This is a genomic window from Mycobacterium sp. SM3041, assembly GCF_039668335.1.
GTDB lineage: Bacteria > Actinomycetota > Actinomycetes > Mycobacteriales > Mycobacteriaceae > Mycobacterium.
This window is the reverse complement of sequence record NZ_JAYXBQ010000002.1, coordinates 144,195-162,051: the sequence shown is the minus strand read 5'-3', so window position 1 is coordinate 162,051 and position 17,857 is coordinate 144,195. Positions and strand designations below refer to the sequence as shown.

The window sequence follows — 17,857 nt, the reverse complement described above, 5'->3', positions numbered from 1 at the left end:
GGAGTCGTCGGAACACCCCTCACAACTTGGACGCGAAGGCCCCGACGCGCTCGATGAACCGGTCGAAGAACGCCACCGGGTCGACCTCGATGCCGATGTGGGCATTGGGCTGGCGTCCCCAGTGTCCGCGCCAGTCGGCGACCGTCATGCCGCGCGTCAACGTGCCCAGTAGTTCCACGTCGACCGTCGCCTGCTGGTACCGGACGATGTCCGGGTCGAGCGCCACCGCCGCCGCGAGCGGGTCGTGCAGGTGCGCCAGATAGCCCTCGCCCTGGTCGAAATGGAACTCGAAGTAGAAGCGCATGGCGTCTTCCAGCACCCGGATCAGCGGGTTGGATGACGTCGACCGTGTCCCGCGATCGTCCAGCACACTCATCGGCGACGACGGTCCGCCCGCTGCGGTAGCCAGCCGGCTCAACAGCGACGGTGTCATCGCGACGTTCTCGGTCAGGTTGAGCCCCAGCACTATTGGCAGATGCGTCGGGTCCTCCAGACCCCAGGCCGCGCCCCAGACCGAGAACACCTCGGCGGCGGCCTCCGGGTCGACGCTGATGTTCCATTCGGACACCGGCGTGGTGTTGCCCCGGTAGTCGAAGGCCCCGCCCATGATCACCAGGCGTCGCAGCAGCCGGGGGAGCGACGGCTCCTGCCGCAGCGCCAGCGCGAAGTTGGTCAACGGGCCGGTGACGAGACCGATCAACTCGCCGGGGTACTCGCGTGCGGCCTGGATCCAGGCCTCGGCGGCGTCGTAGTCGGTGAGCACGCCGCCGATTTCGGACTCGGCGTCGGGCTCGGGCAGTTCCGCATAACCGAGTCCCTGCGGGCCGTGGGTGTCCTCGGCAGTGCGCAACGGCGCGACCAGCGGGACGCTCGAGCCCCTGGACACCGGGATGGGGCCGACGCCGCACAACTGCAGCAGCCCCTGATTGTTGACGCATACCTGGTCGACCGGGACGTTGCCCGCGGTGGACGCGATGCCCACCAGCTCGGCGTCGGCGCTGGCCAGCAGGTAGGCCAGTGCCATCGCGTCGTCTACGCCGGTGTCGACGTCGGCAAAAACCGGCTGCACCCTGGTCTGTCCGACGGGTAGTAGGCCCCCTGTCATGTCGCCAACCCTAAAGGGCTGCGGGGCAACGGGCAGTCCGATCGCGGGCTCTGGGCCTGTTATCTATATCGCGCCGTCGGGGAATGCGATGACCGACACAAAGCGGATCGGCAGACGGATGAGCCGGGTGGGCCCGTGGACGCCCTCACCGTCGAACTGCAGTGAGTCGCCGGGCTCTAGTCGATACTCGGACCGGCCGTGGCCGTAGTCCATGACGCCGTCGAGCATGTAGATGAATTCGGTCCCGGGATGCTGGAACAGTGGGTAGACCTCACTGTCCTCGTTGAGCGTGACCATCAGGCATTCCAGGCGCTTGTGCTCGCCGCGGAGCCCACCCAGTAGTTCGTATTCGTGGCCGGCCTGCGAGCCGCTGCGGACGATCGGGGTGCCCTTGCCGGCTTTGACGAACGACGCGGGCCGTTCGGTGTCGGCGCCGCGGAACAGGTAGGTCACCGGTACGTCGAAACCTTTGGACAGCAGCGCGAGGGTGCTCAGCGAGCAGGACGTCTGGGCATTCTCGACCTTGGACAGCATGGCCTTGGAGATGCCGATGCGGGCGGCCATCTCGCCGACCGACAGACCCGAATTGTGGCGCAGCTGACGAACATTGCGCGCGATGGCGACCTCGAGCTCGAGTTCTTCGACCTTGTCGTCGGGCCGTCGGTTACGGGTGGTGCCCGCATTGCGAAGTAGCGTTTCGTCGTTCTCCACTTGTCAACCGTAACGCATCAACGTCCACTGTCAGTAGACGACGCGCGTCGGGGTCGGTACGGGCCGACTGGGCCTCGATGAGGTGCTGCAGGCTGTCGGCCAGAGCGACCGAGCCGGCTTCGGCATCCGCGTTCTCGACCGCTTCGGACGGCGCGTGGGAGACGCCGGTGGGGTTGCGCACGAACAACATTGCGGTGGGCACGTGATCCTTCAAGACTCCGGCATCATGCCCCGCGCCGGTGCCCAGTATCGGCGCGTCATCGAGCGTAGCGCTCAGCCCGTCACGCAACGACGAATCGAAATCGACGGTGGCGCTGAATGATTCCTCGGTCATCGTGACACCACAGCCCTCGCCGGCGGCAGCGGCATTGGCGGCCTCCGCGATCTCGTGCACCAGGAACTTGGTCACCGCGTCCTCGGGGTGACGTACGTCCAGCCAGAGATCCACACGCGAGGCGATGACGTTGGTGCCGCCGGGCACCGGGACGATCCGGCCGACGGTGGCGCGTGCGCCGCTGATGGCCCGCGCCTGTGACTGGACGGCGGTGATCAGCCGGGCGGCGGCCACCATGGGATCGGCCCGGTCCGTCATGAGCGTGGTGCCGGCGTGGTTGCCCGCACCGGTGAAGGACAACCGCCACCGGCCGTGGCCGAGGATGGACGACGCGACAGCCACCGGCCTGCCCAGGTCGATCAGACCGCGGCCCTGTTCGACATGGAGTTCCACGAACGTCCCGATCCGCCGCACCATGTCTGGATCGGGCCCCAGATGAGCGGGATCGATTCCGGCACAACGACTTGCCTCGGCGAACGTGGTGCCGCTGCTGTCTGTCAGTGACCGGGCCCGGTCCGGGTCGATCGCTCCAGTCAGCAGCCGCGAGCCCAGGCATGCGACCCCGAAACGGGAGCCCTCCTCCTCGGGGAACACCGCGATGGCCCGCCGTCCGCCGACGCCGCGGGCGGCCAGCAGATCGAAGGCGACCAACGCCGACGCCACCCCGAGCGGTCCGTCGTAGGCGCCACCTCCGGGCACCGAATCCAGGTGGCTGCCGGTGACGACGGCGTCATCGCCGACCCCGCCCGACCAGGCCCAGATGATCCCGTTGCGATCGGTCTCGATGTCCAGACCGCGCTTGGCCGCGTGCGCGATGAACCACGACCGCAGGTCGAGCTCGGCAGTCGAATAGACGGGCCGGGTGTAGCCGCCGCGCTGGTTGTCGACGCCGGTGCCGGCGATCTCGGCAAGCAACGAGGTGACGGTGTCAGGCATGAAAGATCCTTCTTGGCAGAGAAATTTGAGGTCGTCAGCGCATCTCGCCCGCACCCACGTACGGGTGCAGGCTGTTGAGCGGCTTGCCTTCGGCGAACCGTTCCAGCCGGAAGTCCGTGGCCGGGATGTCGGGATCGGTGCTGTCGCCCTCGAACACCAGGTCCGCGACCAGCTCACCGACCGCCGGGCTGATCTTGAATCCGTGACCGGCGAAACCGGCTGCCAGGATCAACCCGTCGACCCCGCCGATCGGCGCGATCACCGGATTCCAGTCCGGCGGAACGTCATACACCCCGGCGTAGGTGTGAGTCACCGCCGGTTCGGGGAAGCCGGGGAACCGGTGCATCACCTTCTCGCCGTAGGCCAGGACGGATGCCTCCGCCGCGACGTTCGAGTAGTTGTCCGGGTCGACGAATTTCTTCTGGAAGTCCGCGTGGTCGCTGTTGCCGACCAGAAACTGGCCGGCGCCTTCGACGCGGCAGTACTGCAGGCTGATCAGGTCGGAGATCACCGGCAGGTCCGGCAGCGGTGTGCCGGCGTCGACGATCAGCAGCTCCGATCGGTACGCCTCGATGGGAAATTCGATGCCCATGGCGGCCAACAACTTTGCCGACCACCAGCCGTTGGCCACGATCACCAGATCGGCGTCGATGAGGTCACCGTTCTCCAGCATGACCCCGGTGACCTTGTCGCCTGCGGTCACGACGCGGGCGACGGGCGTGTTCTGCCGGATCCTGGCGCCCGCCGCGCGGGCCGTCTGCCCGAAGTGCAGTGCCAGTTGCGTGGCGTCGGCGAATCCGCCACGTGGTTCGTAGGAAGCCAGTGCCACATCGGCGGTTTCGAGCATCGGCCACAGTTTCTGCAGGGTCTCGGTGTCGATCAGCTCGACCTCGACGCCGAGCGATTGATGCATGGCCGTGTTGGCGCTCAGGGCGTCGACGTTCTCGTCGCCGACGAGCACGGTGTAGCCGACCTGGCGGAAGCCGACGGCGTCTCCCAGCTGTTCGATCACCGGCAGGCTGCGCCAGGCCATCGCGGCGATCGACGGCACACCGTAGTGGGCGCGGACGATGCCCGATGATTTTCCGGTTCCGCCGCTGGCCAGCTGATGCCGTTCCAGGACAAGGACATCCGTGAGTCCGCGCTGAGTCAGGGAATGCGCGATGGACAGTCCGATGAGGCCGCCACCGATGATCACGGCTTTCGACGCCATCAGAAACCACCTGCCGCGGAGTGGCCCGGGATCCACGACGTGCCGGCCAACGGCACCCGCGCCATGGCGGCGGCTTCGATGGACACGGCGACCATGTCCTCGGGCTCCAGGTGCGTGACGTGTGCCTTGCCGCAGGCGCGTGCGATGGTCTGTGCCTCCATCGTCAAGACGCGCAGGTAGTTGGCGACGCGGCGGCCGCCGTCGACCGGGTCCAGCGCCTGCTGCAACACCGGATCCTGCGTGGTGATACCTGCTGGGTCCTGGCCATCCTGGAAATCGTCGAAAAACCCTGCTGCCGAGCCCAATTGAGCGTACGCCGCCTCGTACTTCGGGTGGTTGTCGCCGAGCGCGATCAATGCGGCGGTGCCGATCGCGACGGCGTCGGCTCCCAGCGCCAGTGCTTTCGCGACGTCGGCGCCGGTGCGGATACCGCCGGACACGATCAATTGCACGCCGTCGGGCTTGCGGTGGACGCCGAGTTCCTGCAGGGCCTGCACCGCCTGCGGTACCGCGGCCAGGGTGGGGATGCCGACGTGTTCGATGAACACCTCCTGGGTGGCCGCGGTGCCGCCCTGCATGCCGTCGACCACGACGACGTCGGCGCCGGCGTGGACCGCGAGTTTGACGTCGTAGTACGTGCGCGATGCGCCGACCTTGACGTAGATCGGCTTCTCCCAGTCGGTGATCTCACGGAGCTCGTTGATCTTGATGGTCAGGTCGTCGGGGCCGGTCCAGTCGGGGTGCCGCGACGCCGAGCGCTGGTCGATGCCCTGCGGCAGGTCGCGCATCCCGGCGACCCGTTCGGAGACCTTCTGGCCCAGCAGCATTCCGCCTCCACCGGGCTTGGCGCCCTGGCCCAGTACCACCTCGATGGCGTCGGCGCGGCGTAGGTCGTCCGGGTTCATTCCGTACCGGTTCGGCAGGTATTGGTAGACAAGGTGTTTGGAGTGGCCACGTTCCTCGGGCGTCATGCCGCCGTCGCCCGTGGTGGTCGATGTACCGACCTCCGAGGCGCCGCGCCCGAGTGCCTCCTTGGCCCGTCCGGACAGCGCCCCGAACGACATGCCGGCGATGGTGACCGGGATATCCAGGTGCAGTGGGTATTTGGCGTTCCGTGCGCCCAACACCACATCGGTGCCGCACTTCTCGCGATAGCCCTCCAGGGGGTAACGCGACATCGACGCGCCGAGGAAGAGGAGGTCGTCGAAATGGGGGAGTGCGCGCTTGGCGCCCCAGCCGCGGATGTCGTAGATGCCGGTCTCCGCTGCCCGGTGGATGGCGGCGATGGTCGTGCGGTCGAAGGTGGCGGACTCGCGTAGACCGCGGTTGGCGCGGTCGTCTGCCGAGAAGGTCATGAGCTGGCCTCCAATCAGTAGGAGTTGTGTGCTTGGAAGTGATAGAGGTTGCGGGCCGAGCCGTAGCGCCGGTACGTGGCCGGGTCGTCGTCGTAGCCCGCCGCCTTGAGCAGGCCCGCGAGCTCCTCGAGGTGTTCGGCCTCCATCGGTTTCTCGATGCAGTCCGCGCCAAGGGATTTCACTTCTCCGCGGACGTACAGCCGGGCCTCGTAGATCGAGTCACCGAGGGCGTCGCCGGCGTCACCGCGGATGACGATGCGGCCCTTCTGTGCCATGAAGGCGCTCATGTGGCCCACCGAGCCGCCGACGACGATGTCCAGCCCTTTCAGCGAGATGCCACACCGGGCGGCGGCGTTGCCGTCGATGACGAGCAGTCCGCCGCGCCCCGTGGCGCCCGCCGATTGCGATGCGTCGCCGGTGACATGGACGACACCGCTCATCATGTTCTCCGCCAAGCCTTGTCCGGCGTTGCCGTTGACGGTGATCTCGGCCTTCTGGTTCATGCCGGCGGCGTAGTAGCCGACGTGGCCGTGAATCGTGATCTCGACCGGCGAATTGACTCCGACGGCCACGTTGTGCGCGCCTTGGGGATTGGTGATGACGAACTGACCGTCGATGTCGTCGGCGTGCAGAGCCGCATTGACATCACGCAGACTCACCGTCGACAGGTCGAAAGTCGTTGGCGCGTCGCTCATGCCGGCACCGCCTCTCGGCTCCATGCGTAGACCACTTCGGGCTCGGGCTCCCAGATGCGGGCGTCCGCGATCCCCGGCAGGTGCGCCAGGGCGCGGAACTCCGATGCCATGGCCACCCAGTCCGTGGTCTCGGCGATGACCGCAGGCTTGCACGCGATGGCGTCGCGCACGATGGCGAAGCTGTCGCTGTTGGAGACCAGCAGGGTGTAGAAGCCGTCGAATGTTGTCGTCAGATCGGTCAGGGCCTGCTCGACGTCGGATCCCGCCGCCAGCTCGTGGGCCACGAAGCGGGCACCGACCTCGGTGTCGTTCTCGGAATCGAACTCGACGCCGGCGGCGCGCAGGTCGCGCCGGATGCCGGCGTGGTTGGCGAACGAACCGTTGTGCACCAGACACTGATCCGGGCCCACGGCATACGGATGTGCGCCGCTGGGCGTCACCGCCGATTCGGTGGCCATCCGGGTATGGCCGACGCCCTGCCAGCCCTGTGCGCCGGCCAGCCCCCAATTCCCGACCAGTGAGGTGGGCGTGCCGACGCCCTTGAGCACCGCCACATCGGTGCCGAATCCGCCGACGAGGGCGTGCGGGTACACCGCCTTGGCCGCGGCGAGCAGTGCCTCAGGCGTCGTGGACGCCGACACCAGATAGGTCACATCGCGCGCCACGATGGTGATTTCGGCGCCCAGGTGGGCGGCGAGTGCGTCGGCAACCTGTTCGGGGGACTCGCCGACTTCGATCAGCGAGATGGTGCTCTGTCCCGGCGGTGACCACTCGGGGTCGCCATACACGGCGATGCCGGCGGAGTCGGCGCCGCGCGCCTCCATGGCGGTCAGCATGCCGGCCAACAGTTCACCCAGCCTGGGATAGAGCTCGGGGTTGCGCAGGTGCAACCCGACGATTCCGCACATGGTTGTACTGGTCCTTTCTCGTCGCGGCCCGATGTCGTTGGCCGACAGCGGTTTTGCTGCAGTGCTCAGAAAGCGGTGAGGTAGCGCTCGTGTTCCCAGGCGCCGACCGCGGAATGCCAGTCCCAGAACTCGGTCTTCTTCAGACGGGCGAAATAGGCGGCGACACTGGGAATATCGGTGTTGGGCGGGATGGCGGCATCCAGGGCGCCGGTCATCACCTCGTCGGTCTCCAGCCGTTCGATGGCGTGCAACAGCGTGGCGGGGAGGCGTTCCTGTTTCGGTCCCGTGCGCAGGGCGCCGGGGTCAGCAGCCCGCTTGATGCCGTCCAGTCCGGCGGCGAGTGCGACGGCCGCCGCCAGGTACGGGTTGGCCGAACCGTCGGCGCCGCGCATTTCGATGCGACTGCTGTCCGGGACGCGCACGTAGTGGGTGCGGTCATTGCCGCCATAGGTCGGGAAGCGCGGCGCCCAGGAGGCACCCGACGCCGTCGAGATCGCGCCGGTTCGCTTGTAGGAGTTGACCGTTGGCGCGATCACCGCCTGCATGGCGCACGCGTGATCGAGGATGCCGGCGATGAACGAGTACGCCGTCGCGGACATCGCGAGGCCGCGGTCGTCCTCGTGGGGCTCGGTCGGGAACACCGGGGCGCCGCCACTGGTGAGTGACATGTGCATGTGCAGGCCCGACCCGGTCTTGTTCGCGAACGGCTTCGGCATGAACGTGGCGATCATGCCCCGCTCAGCGGCCATCACGTTGAGCAGGTAACGCAGGGTGATGACCCGGTCACAGGTGGTCAGCGCCTCGGCATAGTTGAAGTTCTGTTCGAACTGGCCGGACCCGTCCTCGTGATCGTTGGCATAGTTGCCCCAGCCCAGACCGTTGATCGCGGTGCTGATCGACGACAGGTGGTCGTACATCCGGGTGACACTGCGGGCGTCGTAACACGGTTGGGCCGCGGTGTCCTGGTCGTCCGCAGGCACCAATGCGCCGTCGGCGTCCCGCTTGAGTAGGAAGTACTCGACCTCGGCGCCAATCCACGGTTCGAATCCGGCGTCGGCGGCCTGCTGGATCATGGCCTTGAGGATGTTGCGCGGCGCGAACGGCCACGGCTCACCGTTCACGTGCGGATCGCAATGGACAAGGGCCAGGCCCTCTTTGACGAAGGGGATCGGCGTGAACGACGCAGGATCGGGCATGGCGACCAGATCGGGGTCTTTCGGCTCCTGGCCGATCGCGCCGACCGCGTAGCCGGCGAACCCGACTCCGTCGGTGGCGAGTTCGTCGACCGCTTCGACCGGCACCAGCTTCGCGCACGGCTTGCCGTTCAGGTCGACGAAGAGCGCGAGGATGAACTTGGTTCCCGCCTGGGCGGCCAATTCCGCAAGTGTGGTGGGCTTCGTCATGCCAACTCCCGACTACTGATAGGAATCATCGTTTCTCAATAGTAGACATGGGCGGCTTGGGGATTGCAACAGCAGCTACGTAACTTCGGCGTTACGAGGTCGTTCACAAGCTTGTTACGCGCACCATATCGTCTACGCAAAGAAAACGATGTCTACTGTCCCGAGACGGGCATAGCCTGTGCCCCGAACTTGCGAGGAGGCGAAATGGATACCGGAACAACAGCATTCATGCTCTGTTGCATCATTGGGCTCACCATCATGATCCCGGGGCTGGCCCTGTTCTACGGCGGCATGGTCAGTGTGAAGAGTTCGACCAACATGATGATGATGACGTACGGCGCCGTGGCGGTCGTCGGAGTGCTGTGGGTGCTGTTCGGCTTCTCCATGACGTTCGGCACTTCCTATGGCGGATTCGTCGGGAGCTTCACCGAGTTCGCGGGGATGAAGAACCTCCTGGACCCGATGACCACCATCAACGGCCTGCCGGTCAGCTTGTTCGCGCTGTTCCAGGCGCTCTTCGCGGCGCTGACCGTGGCGATCGTCTCGGGTGCCGCCGCGGACCGGATGAAGTTCGCGGCCTGGATGACGTTCGCGACGGCGTGGGCAATTCTGGTCTACTTCCCGGTCGCCCATTGGGTTTTCGCGGTCGACGGCGTCGTCACGAGTGACGCCAAGGGCGGCTGGATCGCCAACAAGCTGCACGCCATCGACTTCGCCGGTGGCACGGCGGTCCACATCAACGCGGGCGCGGCTGCGCTCGCGGTGGCGCTGGTGCTCGGCCGCTCGGCGACCTGGTCGTCACGTAAGCCGCACAATGTGCCGCTCATCCTGCTCGGCGCCGGTCTGCTGTGGGCCGGTTGGTACGCGTTCAACGGTGGCTCGGCGCTGTCCGCGGGCAAGCCGGCGGCGATCGTCATGGTCACGTCGTTCGTCGCGACGTGTGCGGCCACGCTGGGCTGGCTCCTGGTGGAGAAGTTCAAGGACGGCCACGTCACCGGCATCGGCGCCGCCTCGGGCGCCATCACCGGTCTGGTCGCCATCACTCCCGCGTGTGGTGCCGTCACCCCGGTCGGCGCCATCTTCGTCGGCTTCATCCCGGCGGTGATCTGCCCGTTCGCCATCGGGCTCAAGCACAAGTTCGGCTATGACGACTCGACCGACGTCGTCGGCGTCCACCTCGTCGGCGGCATCGTCGGCACCCTGCTGATCGGTTTCTTCGCCAGCTCGGGCATGCCCAACGGCGTCAACGGACTGCTGTACGGCGGCGGCGCAGACCTGCTGCTCAAGCAGGCCGTCGCCGCGGGGTCGGTCCTGGCCTACTCGTTCACGGTTGCCCTCGTCATCGCGCTTGTCATCAAGAAGATGATCGGGCTGCGGATCTCGGCGGAAGAGGAGGAAGAGGGCATCGACTCGACCCTGCACCGGGACCCGGCGTACGAATTGGTCTGACCTCGACACCGCGACACCTGGTCCGAGCCCCATGGCTGGGACCAGGTGTCGCCGTCTGTACCGGTGTCTACCAGTGCACGCCGGGGATCAGCCGTACCGCGGTCTTGACCGGACGGGGCACCCGGACCTTGCCGGCCGCGAGGGGCCGCTTGGGTCGACGCGGTGTGCGCGGGCGATCCGGACGATCAACCGGCGGCTGGGTTTCGGCGACACCGCGGGCCGCTGCCGAATCCGGGTAGCCGAGGTACAACTGGTGCAGCACGCGGCGAGACAGCTTGGGTGTGAAGTAGTTTCCGAGATCACCCAGCGTGCCCATCGGGGTGTCGATCCGGGCCGGCTTCTCGACCAGGCCGCGCACCACCATTGCCGCGGCGTGCTCCGCGGTGATCGGCGGCATGGGGTTCAACCGCTTCGACGGCGCGATCATGGGGGTCTCCACCAACGGCATGTGGATGTTGGTGAACGTGATGTGGTCCGAAAGGGTCTCGGTGCCAACCACTTCCGAGAACGCGTCCAGTGCGGCCTTGCTCGGCAGATAGGCGCTGTACTTCGGGCTGTTGGCCTGCACCCCGGCGCTCGACACGTTGACCACGTGACCGAACCGGCGTTCGCGCCAGTGTGGCAGCAGTGCCAGCGTCATCCGCACGGCGCCGAAGTAATTGACCGCCATGACGCGCTCATAGTCGTGGAAGCGGTCGGTCGAGTTGACGACCGAACGGCGGATCGAGCGGCCGGCGTTGTTCACCAGGTAGTCGACGTGATCGAACTGGCCGAGGATGTCCTTGACGGTGTGTTCCACCGAACTGCCGTCGGCGACATCGCACGTGAAAGCGTGGGCCTCGCCGCCGAATTGGCGAATCTCCGCCACCAGCTCGTCGAGGGCGTCGGCACTGCGCGCCAGCGCGAACACCCGCCCGCCGCGCTCGGCGACCGCGATGGCCGAGGCCCGGCCGATGCCGCTCGAGGCGCCCGTGATGATCACGTTGCGCCCGACCAGCGGACCGCGCGGATCATCACGGCGGGCCCGGTCCGGGTCCAGGTGTTCGGCCCAGTACCGCCAGAGTTTCGGTGCGTAGGAAGCGAATTCGGGTAAGACGATGCCGGTGCCCTGCAACGCTGCGACAGTGGCCTCGGAGGCGAACGACGGCGCCAGGTCGACGACGTCGAGCACCTCACCGGGGATGCCCAGCTGAATGGCCGCCATGTTGCGCAGGACCTTGGCCCGCCCGGTGGCCTTGAGCACCGGAGCCGCAGTGGCCTTCGGCAAGGTGCCACGCAGCGGCGGCAAGCCGGCTTCCTGTGCAACGCCGCGGTAGATGTCCTTGAGCCCAATGGGATTCGGCGACGTCAGATGGAAGGTCTGGCCGTCGCGTCCCTCGGCGTGCATCAGCGCCACCAGTGCGTCGACGACGTAGTCCACCGGCACGATGTTGGTGCGGCCGGTGTCGGGCACCATCATCGGCGTGAATTTCGGCAGTGCTGCCAGTCGCGACAGCACGCCGAAGAAGTAATACGGTCCGTCGACCTTGTCCATCTCGCCGGTCCGGGAGTCGCCGACGACGACGGCAGGCCGGTAGATCCGGTGCCGCAGACCCGCGGTGGCGCGCACCAGTTGCTCGGCTTCGAACTTGGTCTGGTGGTACGGCGTCGGCAATTCCTGGGAGACGTCGAAGTCGTCCTCCGTGAAAACGCCCTGGTAATTGCCGGCCACCGCGATCGACGACACGTGGTGCAGCGTCGCACCGAGGCTGCGCGTCAACTCGATCACCGCGCGAGTGCCTTCGACGTTGGCGGCCTGCTGAGTGGCAGCGTCGACAGTCATGTCATAGATCGCAGCGCAGTGCACCACATGATCGATCGGACCCAGATCAGCCAGATCGGCCAGGCCCAGACCCGCGGAAGTGAGGTCTCCGACCAGGGGTTTCGCCCGGTCACCCCAATCCGCGGCCAGTTCTTCGAAGCGGGCCAACGAGGCCCGACGGACGAGAACGAACACTTCGGCTTCGTCGTACTGAGCCAGAATCCGGCTGACGACGCGGCGGCCAATAAACCCGGTACCGCCGGTAACGACATATCGCATGCGAGTCATCGTGAACCTGTCGCGGGTTCAGGTCAATAGCGCGTATGGTCCGAATTTGTCACACCGACTTCTGAGGGAGAACCGCCGAATGCCGATCAACCCCAATGCCATCGGAGCCAAGACCGCACCGCAGCCTTTCGAGTGGACCGAGCGCGACACCCTGCTCTACGCACTCGGAGTGGGTTGCGGGACGAAGGATTTGGCGTTCACCACGGAGAACAGCCATGGCATCGACCAGCAGGTGCTGCCCACCTACGCGGTGATCTGCTGCCCGGCCTGGGGCGCTGTCGGGGAGGTCGGCAGCTTCAACTTCGGCAAGCTGCTGCACGGCAGCCAGCAGATTCGGCTGCACGCGCCGCTGCCGCCGTCGGGCCGATTCAACGTCAGCTCCGAGGTGGTCGACATCCAGGACAAGGGCGAGGGCAAGAACGCCATCCTGACGTTCAAGGGCACCGCCACCGACGACAGCGGGAACGTGATCGCCGAATCCTGGTCGACCGCGGTGATCCGCGGCGAGGGTGGCTTCGGCGGGCAGCCAGGGGAGCGGGCGGCGGCGCCGGAGATCCCAGATCGTCCGGCCGACGCCGTCGTCGCATTGCCCACCACCGAGGATCAGCCGCTGATCTACCGGCTCTCCGGCGACCGAAACCCGCTGCACAGCGACCCGTGGTTCGCGCAGACCCTCGCCGGCTTCCCGAAGCCGATCCTGCACGGCCTGTGCACCTACGGCGTCGCCGGCCGCGTCCTGGTCGCCGAGCTCGCCGGCGGTGACGCCGCCAAGATCAAGGCCGTCGGGGCGCGCTTCACATCTCCGGTGTTCCCCGGCGAGACGTTGACGACCTCGGTGTGGCGCACCGAGCCCGGGCACGCGGTGTTCCGTACCGAGGCCGCCGGGGCCGACGGCAGCAACGCCCGGCTGGTGCTCGAAGACGGCACCGCGGAGTACAACGACTGACGGTTGCGGGGCGCGGCAGCCGCACATGCGGCGTAGCGTCATGGGTAGAGCCGCGTCACATGTTGCTTGGCGGCTCCGCTCGAAGTCATTGGCAGCGTGGTCTCTACGTGATTCTGCCGGTGGGTGATCGCGGCACCGACCGTTAGGACTTTTCATGGGATGGCGCACCAGTCGGCTTCAGCACGTAGTGGCGACCTGATGGCGTACATCGCGCAACGAACCCGCGTCGACAAACCCGTCCGGCTGTGCCTGTCCGACAAGCTCGGTCGCCGGATCGACGGGGCCTGGTGGCCGTACACGGGAGTCCTGGCCGACGAATTCGGGGGCCTGATGGCGGTTCTCGATGACCGTCTCGGGAAGATCGCGGAGGTCGGCATCAACTGGTCGCCCCTGCACAATCCGCCGAACCTCAATTGGCAGGCCTGGCGTGGACGCGCGCAGCACATCATGACCGTGGAAGGGTGCGAAGCCACCGCCACCCTGTTGATCGTGCCCAGCACGACCAACAACACGCTCGCCGGCATGGTGCTGCGCCGCGCTGCCGGTCAGCCGGTAGACCCGCGTCGCGGTGAGGACGCGATGCTGGAGACCGCCGAGGAAATCCTGACAGCCGCACGGCGGCAACGTGTTTCGGGAAAGATTCTGGACTGACGCGTGGCGCGTCAGTCCAGAATTTCCGCGGGAATCAGAGCGTGGTGACGCCGACGGCCTGCGGGCCCTTATTGCCTTGGGTGACATCGAACTTCACTCGCTGGCTCTCCTCCAGCGAGCGGAAGCCGGCGCCCAGGATTTCGGTGTGATGTACGAAAACATCGGGCGCACCGCCGTCGGGGGAGATGAAGCCGAAGCCTTTAGCGTCGTTGAACCACTTCACGGTTCCTTCGGTCATGTGACTACTACTTTCTTTTTGAACATGGATGCGAACGTCCGCATCCAAATCTGTTGTGATTCAGCGCAAGAAGCGATGAACCGCTAGTCCGCGTGCTGCGCGGCTGCGAAAATGCCCGACACCGTCGTGTGATCATTGGGGTGCGCGGCGCTCATGATTGCGCAATGGGCTTCTGCCGGAGCCGTATCGACGGGCACGGTCAGCAGCACGATCCGGTTGCGATCGAGTCCGACCACCTCAACGGTGTTGATCGGCTGGCGCTGATAGCCGTCCAGGCGTACCCGCCGCCCGCCTGCCGCGAGCTTGGTGGGGGCGGCCGACCACTCGCCGACGTTGTAGAGCACCCGGTCGATGTGGCCGAGGCGCGCCGACAGCACGGCCAACAGGTCGGGCAGCTCGGTGCTCAGGCAGCGGGTGTGCGGCCACCACGCCCCGTCGACGTATCCACTGCGGGGAGCCTTGGGCTTCAACCGCAATCGAGGAGTCTGCTTCGGCGACGTGCGTTGAGTCGGGGGCGTGGGGTCATGTTGCGGCGTCATTGCGACGTTCCTGCCTTGACCGCGAATCGGTCAAACTACTTCGAATCGGCGACGGCGTGGCATTGACCCGCCACGCGACGAAGTACCGCCGATGGATCAAGCGTACGCGGGAAACGCGCAGGACCAAAACAGATCTGGCGTGGCCATTCGAAGTCGAATCGGTGAACGGCCGACGTCTGTGCCTATTCCTCCGCTGCGGCGAGCGCGCCGCCTCGCCCGCCCATGCGCGACAATCCGTTGTGGTGCAAGCGTTGTCGCGCAGAGCGGGCGAGGTCGGCCTTATCCGGTGACCGCGCGGTCGAGTGCGGCGAGCGACTCCTCGATGAACCCGAGCGGGAACGGTGGCATGCCGCCGATCTGATCGCGGAAGGCCTGCGGTGTCTCGGTCCAGTCGTACGTGAGAGTCACATCGGTGCCGTCACCGTTCGGTGCGAGGTCGTAGCGCCACCACCAACCGCCTGGGACGTGCTGTCCCGACTCGTCCAGACTGCCGGTCGCCCAGCCGACGGTCCTGTCGGGCTCGAAATCCGTCACCACGTTGTACGTGACGTAGTCCCCGCCGGCCTGGTCCAGGTACATGTTCATGGCGAAGACCTGGCCGGTACCGGTGATCGGTGCGGTGTCGACGGCGTCGCGCACCCAGTCGCCGGGTTCGGTCTCCTTGTGCCGCGCCGGATTGGCCAGCACCGCGAACACCGCCGCGGGCTGCGCGGCGATGGTGCGGGTGGCGACGAAGCGTTCCTGAGTCGTCGAGCTGCTGGTCATCGGTTCTGTCCGTTCTCTGCGTTCGATCCGTATGCGCGGGCAATGTCCTGTGAACTGGCCCAATTGGAGTACGTCGGCGACTGGGGCCAGCCTTCGGGCGAATCCTGCCACTGCTCCTGGCGGCCGTAGGGCAGAACGTCGATCAACGCGAAACTGTGACCCAGCTGCTCGCAACCGCGGCCGTCGGTGTGCCAGGTGCGGTACACCGTATCGCCATGTCGGAGAAACACATTGACGGCGAAACCCGTGCCGGGCGCGGCACCCATGTCCGACCCGAAGCTGCTCTCCGACGACGAGTACCACTCCATCTTGTTGCCCACTTTGGCCTTGTAGGCCAGGGCTTCCTCGATGGGCCCGTTGGTGACGATGACGAACCGGGCGTCGTAGTTGGCCAGGAAATCGAGGCGGGTGAACTGCGAGGTGAAGCCGGTGCAACCCGAGCACTGCCACTCGGCGCCGTCGGTCCACATGTGGTTGTAGACGATCAGCTGGGACTTGCCGTCGAAGACGTCAGCCAGCCGCACCGGCCCCTCGGTGCCGATCAGGGTGTAGTCGGGCAGCTCGACCATCGGCAGCCGGCGCCGTTGTGCGGCGATGGCGTCGAGTTCGCGCGTCGCGGCCTTTTCGCGGCGGCGCAGGTCGTCGAGGGCGGCCCGCCAGGTGTCCTGGTCGACCACTGGCGGCAGGGCGGTCTGCTCGGTCATGTTGCCTCCTGATGGTTGCGTTCACTGGGTAGACCGGTGCGGGCGCGAATATTCATCGCGGATCGCCGAACCAATACGTGAGTGCGTCCCGCAGCCCCGCATCCGAGGCGCCGGCCCACGCGATGTGTGCATCCGGGCGGATCAGCAGCGCATCCGTGGGGCGGTTGATGATGTCGACGCGGTCCGCCCACGGTGCCGCGACGTCGCACAGCTCGGGTGGTCCGACGAAGACGGGTCGCGCCGCGCGCAGGGCCGCCACGACGTCGTCGGGCAGGTGCGGCGCGAACGTCCCGGCCAGCGGGTGCGGCTGCGCGCCGGGCATCGGATACCGGACGTCGGACGCGGCGATCATCGCGCCGACGCGTGCAAGCGCGGGCGCGTCGGAGAGCAACTCAGTGAACACTTTTCGCAGCGCCTCGTCGGCCGGATCGTGGCCCCGCCGCAGCGACACCTGGGCCTGCGCGTGCAGCAGCAGGCGTTCGCCGGCGAGGTGCCGTTCGGAGTGGTAGGTCTCGAGCAGACCGGGCGGCGCCCAGCCACGGAGCGTGGCGGCGAGCTTCCACGCGAGGTTCACCCCGTCGAGCATCCCGGCCGATACCGCGACCCCGCCCGTCGGAATCTGGTGCGCCGTGTCACCGGCCAGCAGCACCCGTCCCGCCACGTAGCGCTCGGTGTGGCGGGCCGCGTACGTGAAGCGGGTCAGCCGCTTTGGCTCGCCGAGCGGGAAGTCCACGCCGAGAACGCGGCGGACGCTGGCGCGGAACTCGTCCAGCGTCATCGGGTCGTCATCGTCGTAATCGTGATCAGGCGCCTCGCTGGTGTACAGGCCCAGCCATCCGGGCTCCGACGACGCGATGGCGAAGATGCCGCCCTCGGTCTGGCTGTAGCCCCACGGCAGGCGGCCATAGCCCGGGACGTCGTAGTCGCCGTCGTCGCGAACGGTGATCTCGCGCGGCCACGTGACGGTGGCCATGCGGTGGATCTCGGGGTAAACGATGCCCGGGAAGCCGATGCCGGCCAGTTCCCGCACCCGGCTGCGTACCCCGTCGCAGCCCACCACGTACTGCGCGCTGATGCGATACGGACCGTCCGGACCGCGGACCTCGAGATGCACGGCGTCGTCGTCCTGCTGCAGGCCGACGACCTCGTGGCCGCGCCGGATCTCGACGCCGAGGCCGCGTGCGTAGTCCTGCAGGAGGGCTTCGAGCTGAGGCTGGGGGAGTCGCTGCACCTGCATCGGCGACTCGTCCAGCTGGGTGAGGTCGACGTGGATGCCGCCGAACGGAAGTTTGGCGGTGACGGGCCGGCCGGCCGCGTCATTGAGCAGGTCACCGAGTTCGCGGTAGCGCAGCAGGTTGAGGATCTGGCCGCCGATGCCGCCGGCTTTGGCGACCTCGCGGATGTCGGTGAGTCGCTCCAGGACAAGCGGTTTGATCCCGGTCAGGCAGAGTTCGGTGGCGAGCGTCAGACCGGTCGGTCCTGCGCCCACGATGATCACGTCAATGTTCGTCATGCGTCCCCCTCAAGACGATCGAGCTGCAGTTACGTTGCAGCCCAGCGATTCTGGAGCATGAGGGGGGTATTGCCACAAGCCCCGGGGTGCGCTATATGTTGAAAGTGGGCGGCGTTGTAGGTTGCATTTCTCCGTGGCGAATTGCATTGCGAAATGTCCAATGATGGCGAATTCGCCATTCAAAATGCAAAGGACCGCTAAACGATCTGGCGCCCAACAACCAGCGCGATCGCACCAGTCGATGTCGTCAAGCCCACAAGCAGCAGCAGTAGTAGTTCCGAGAATGCCTAGCCTTGATAAAGG

At 66.7% G+C, this 17,857-nt stretch carries 17 protein-coding genes; 3 read left to right on the top strand and 14 right to left on the bottom strand.

Annotated features, from left to right (window positions below):
- Positions 1-19: 19 nt before the first annotated feature.
- The 8 genes from VXD91_RS02580 to glnT all read right to left on the bottom strand — a co-directional run bounded on the left by VXD91_RS02580 (position 20) and on the right by glnT (position 8,660).
- Positions 20-1,105 (bottom strand): nucleoside hydrolase, encoded by a 1,086-nt coding sequence (locus tag VXD91_RS02580; protein WP_346414570.1) that lies wholly within the window; start codon positions 1,103-1,105, stop codon positions 20-22.
- Positions 1,106-1,168: 63 nt separating this feature from the next.
- Positions 1,169-1,816, bottom strand: coding sequence for an XRE family transcriptional regulator (locus VXD91_RS02575; protein ID WP_212806813.1), 648 nt, complete (start codon positions 1,814-1,816; stop codon positions 1,169-1,171).
- The gene (locus VXD91_RS02570) at positions 1,770-3,086 is read right to left on the bottom strand and encodes an allantoate amidohydrolase (RefSeq protein ID WP_346414569.1); all 1,317 of its coding nucleotides are present in this window, start codon (positions 3,084-3,086) and stop codon (positions 1,770-1,772) included. The genes VXD91_RS02575 and VXD91_RS02570 overlap by 47 nt, the downstream gene beginning before the upstream one ends.
- A gap of 34 nt (positions 3,087-3,120) precedes the next feature.
- Positions 3,121-4,299: an FAD-dependent oxidoreductase gene (locus VXD91_RS02565; protein WP_346414568.1), complete on the bottom strand. Its 1,179-nt coding sequence runs from the start codon at positions 4,297-4,299 to the stop codon at positions 3,121-3,123.
- Positions 4,299-5,654, bottom strand: a complete 1,356-nt coding sequence (locus VXD91_RS02560) for an FMN-binding glutamate synthase family protein (protein WP_346414567.1) — start codon at positions 5,652-5,654, stop codon at positions 4,299-4,301. The genes VXD91_RS02565 and VXD91_RS02560 overlap by 1 nt, the downstream gene beginning before the upstream one ends.
- A 14-nt stretch (positions 5,655-5,668) precedes the next feature.
- On the bottom strand, positions 5,669-6,349 hold the full coding sequence (locus VXD91_RS02555) for a protein glxC (protein ID WP_346414566.1): 681 nt from the start codon (positions 6,347-6,349) through the stop codon (positions 5,669-5,671).
- Complete coding sequence (locus tag VXD91_RS02550) at positions 6,346-7,257, bottom strand: glutamine amidotransferase (RefSeq protein ID WP_346414565.1); 912 nt, start codon at positions 7,255-7,257, stop codon at positions 6,346-6,348. The genes VXD91_RS02555 and VXD91_RS02550 overlap by 4 nt, the downstream gene beginning before the upstream one ends.
- Before the next feature lie 65 nt (positions 7,258-7,322).
- On the bottom strand, positions 7,323-8,660 hold the full coding sequence (gene glnT, locus VXD91_RS02545; RefSeq protein WP_346414564.1) for a type III glutamate--ammonia ligase: 1,338 nt from the start codon (positions 8,658-8,660) through the stop codon (positions 7,323-7,325).
- Between the two features lie 204 nt (positions 8,661-8,864).
- On the opposite strand from glnT, the gene VXD91_RS02540 reads away from it, so the two are divergent.
- A complete protein-coding gene (locus VXD91_RS02540) occupies positions 8,865-10,109 on the top strand; it encodes an ammonium transporter (RefSeq protein WP_318986516.1) in 1,245 nt (414 codons plus the stop codon).
- A 67-nt stretch (positions 10,110-10,176) separates the two neighbouring features.
- Here the strand turns inward: VXD91_RS02540 and VXD91_RS02535 are convergent, their stop codons facing one another.
- Positions 10,177-12,189, bottom strand: coding sequence for an SDR family oxidoreductase (locus tag VXD91_RS02535; protein ID WP_346414563.1), 2,013 nt, complete (start codon positions 12,187-12,189; stop codon positions 10,177-10,179).
- Positions 12,190-12,277: 88 nt separating this feature from the next.
- Here VXD91_RS02535 and VXD91_RS02530 point away from each other — a divergent pair, with 88 nt between their 5' ends.
- Both VXD91_RS02530 and VXD91_RS02525 read left to right on the top strand, forming a co-directional pair.
- Positions 12,278-13,144: a MaoC/PaaZ C-terminal domain-containing protein gene (locus tag VXD91_RS02530; protein ID WP_346414562.1), complete on the top strand. Its 867-nt coding sequence runs from the start codon at positions 12,278-12,280 to the stop codon at positions 13,142-13,144.
- Between the two features lie 159 nt (positions 13,145-13,303).
- Positions 13,304-13,795: a DUF5994 family protein gene (locus VXD91_RS02525; RefSeq protein ID WP_346414561.1), complete on the top strand. Its 492-nt coding sequence runs from the start codon at positions 13,304-13,306 to the stop codon at positions 13,793-13,795.
- Between the two features lie 34 nt (positions 13,796-13,829).
- Here the strand turns inward: VXD91_RS02525 and VXD91_RS02520 are convergent, their stop codons facing one another.
- The 5 genes from VXD91_RS02520 to VXD91_RS02500 all read right to left on the bottom strand — a co-directional run bounded on the left by VXD91_RS02520 (position 13,830) and on the right by VXD91_RS02500 (position 17,554).
- Positions 13,830-14,033: a cold-shock protein gene (locus VXD91_RS02520; protein ID WP_346414560.1), complete on the bottom strand. Its 204-nt coding sequence runs from the start codon at positions 14,031-14,033 to the stop codon at positions 13,830-13,832.
- 83 nt (positions 14,034-14,116) lie between these two features.
- Positions 14,117-14,572 carry a DUF5994 family protein gene (locus VXD91_RS02515; protein WP_346414559.1) on the bottom strand — a complete coding sequence of 152 codons (456 nt, stop codon included), beginning with the start codon at positions 14,570-14,572 and terminating at the stop codon, positions 14,117-14,119.
- A gap of 279 nt (positions 14,573-14,851) precedes the next feature.
- On the bottom strand, positions 14,852-15,337 hold the full coding sequence (locus VXD91_RS02510) for an SRPBCC family protein (protein ID WP_346414558.1): 486 nt from the start codon (positions 15,335-15,337) through the stop codon (positions 14,852-14,854).
- Positions 15,334-16,041, bottom strand: coding sequence for a DUF899 family protein (locus VXD91_RS02505; protein WP_346414557.1), 708 nt, complete (start codon positions 16,039-16,041; stop codon positions 15,334-15,336). Before VXD91_RS02505 ends, VXD91_RS02510 begins: the two co-directional genes overlap by 4 nt.
- A 52-nt stretch (positions 16,042-16,093) precedes the next feature.
- Positions 16,094-17,554 (bottom strand): FAD-dependent monooxygenase, encoded by a 1,461-nt coding sequence (locus VXD91_RS02500; protein ID WP_346414556.1) that lies wholly within the window; start codon positions 17,552-17,554, stop codon positions 16,094-16,096.
- Positions 17,555-17,857: the final 303 nt, after the last annotated feature.

What these genes read in the sequence shown, in the direction of transcription:
- VXD91_RS02565 (WP_346414568.1), bottom strand. Translation starts at nt 4,299, where the DNA reads ATGGCGTCGAAAGCCGTGATCATCGGTGGCGGCCTCATCGGACTGTCC.
- VXD91_RS02510 (WP_346414558.1), bottom strand. Translation starts at nt 15,337, where the DNA reads ATGACCAGCAGCTCGACGACTCAGGAACGCTTCGTCGCCACCCGCACC.
- VXD91_RS02570 (WP_346414569.1), bottom strand. Translation starts at nt 3,086, where the DNA reads ATGCCTGACACCGTCACCTCGTTGCTTGCCGAGATCGCCGGCACCGGC.
- VXD91_RS02555 (WP_346414566.1), bottom strand. Translation starts at nt 6,349, where the DNA reads ATGAGCGACGCGCCAACGACTTTCGACCTGTCGACGGTGAGTCTGCGT.
- VXD91_RS02530 (WP_346414562.1), top strand. Translation starts at nt 12,278, where the DNA reads ATGCCGATCAACCCCAATGCCATCGGAGCCAAGACCGCACCGCAGCCT.
- VXD91_RS02515 (WP_346414559.1), bottom strand. Translation starts at nt 14,572, where the DNA reads ATGACGCCGCAACATGACCCCACGCCCCCGACTCAACGCACGTCGCCG.
- VXD91_RS02540 (WP_318986516.1), top strand. Translation starts at nt 8,865, where the DNA reads ATGGATACCGGAACAACAGCATTCATGCTCTGTTGCATCATTGGGCTC.
- VXD91_RS02500 (WP_346414556.1), bottom strand. Translation starts at nt 17,554, where the DNA reads ATGACGAACATTGACGTGATCATCGTGGGCGCAGGACCGACCGGTCTG.
- glnT (WP_346414564.1), bottom strand. Translation starts at nt 8,660, where the DNA reads ATGACGAAGCCCACCACACTTGCGGAATTGGCCGCCCAGGCGGGAACC.
- VXD91_RS02525 (WP_346414561.1), top strand. Translation starts at nt 13,304, where the DNA reads ATGGCGCACCAGTCGGCTTCAGCACGTAGTGGCGACCTGATGGCGTAC.
- VXD91_RS02550 (WP_346414565.1), bottom strand. Translation starts at nt 7,257, where the DNA reads ATGTGCGGAATCGTCGGGTTGCACCTGCGCAACCCCGAGCTCTATCCC.
- VXD91_RS02520 (WP_346414560.1), bottom strand. Translation starts at nt 14,033, where the DNA reads ATGACCGAAGGAACCGTGAAGTGGTTCAACGACGCTAAAGGCTTCGGC.
- VXD91_RS02580 (WP_346414570.1), bottom strand. Translation starts at nt 1,105, where the DNA reads ATGACAGGGGGCCTACTACCCGTCGGACAGACCAGGGTGCAGCCGGTT.
- VXD91_RS02560 (WP_346414567.1), bottom strand. Translation starts at nt 5,654, where the DNA reads ATGACCTTCTCGGCAGACGACCGCGCCAACCGCGGTCTACGCGAGTCC.
- VXD91_RS02535 (WP_346414563.1), bottom strand. Translation starts at nt 12,189, where the DNA reads ATGCGATATGTCGTTACCGGCGGTACCGGGTTTATTGGCCGCCGCGTC.
- VXD91_RS02505 (WP_346414557.1), bottom strand. Translation starts at nt 16,041, where the DNA reads ATGACCGAGCAGACCGCCCTGCCGCCAGTGGTCGACCAGGACACCTGG.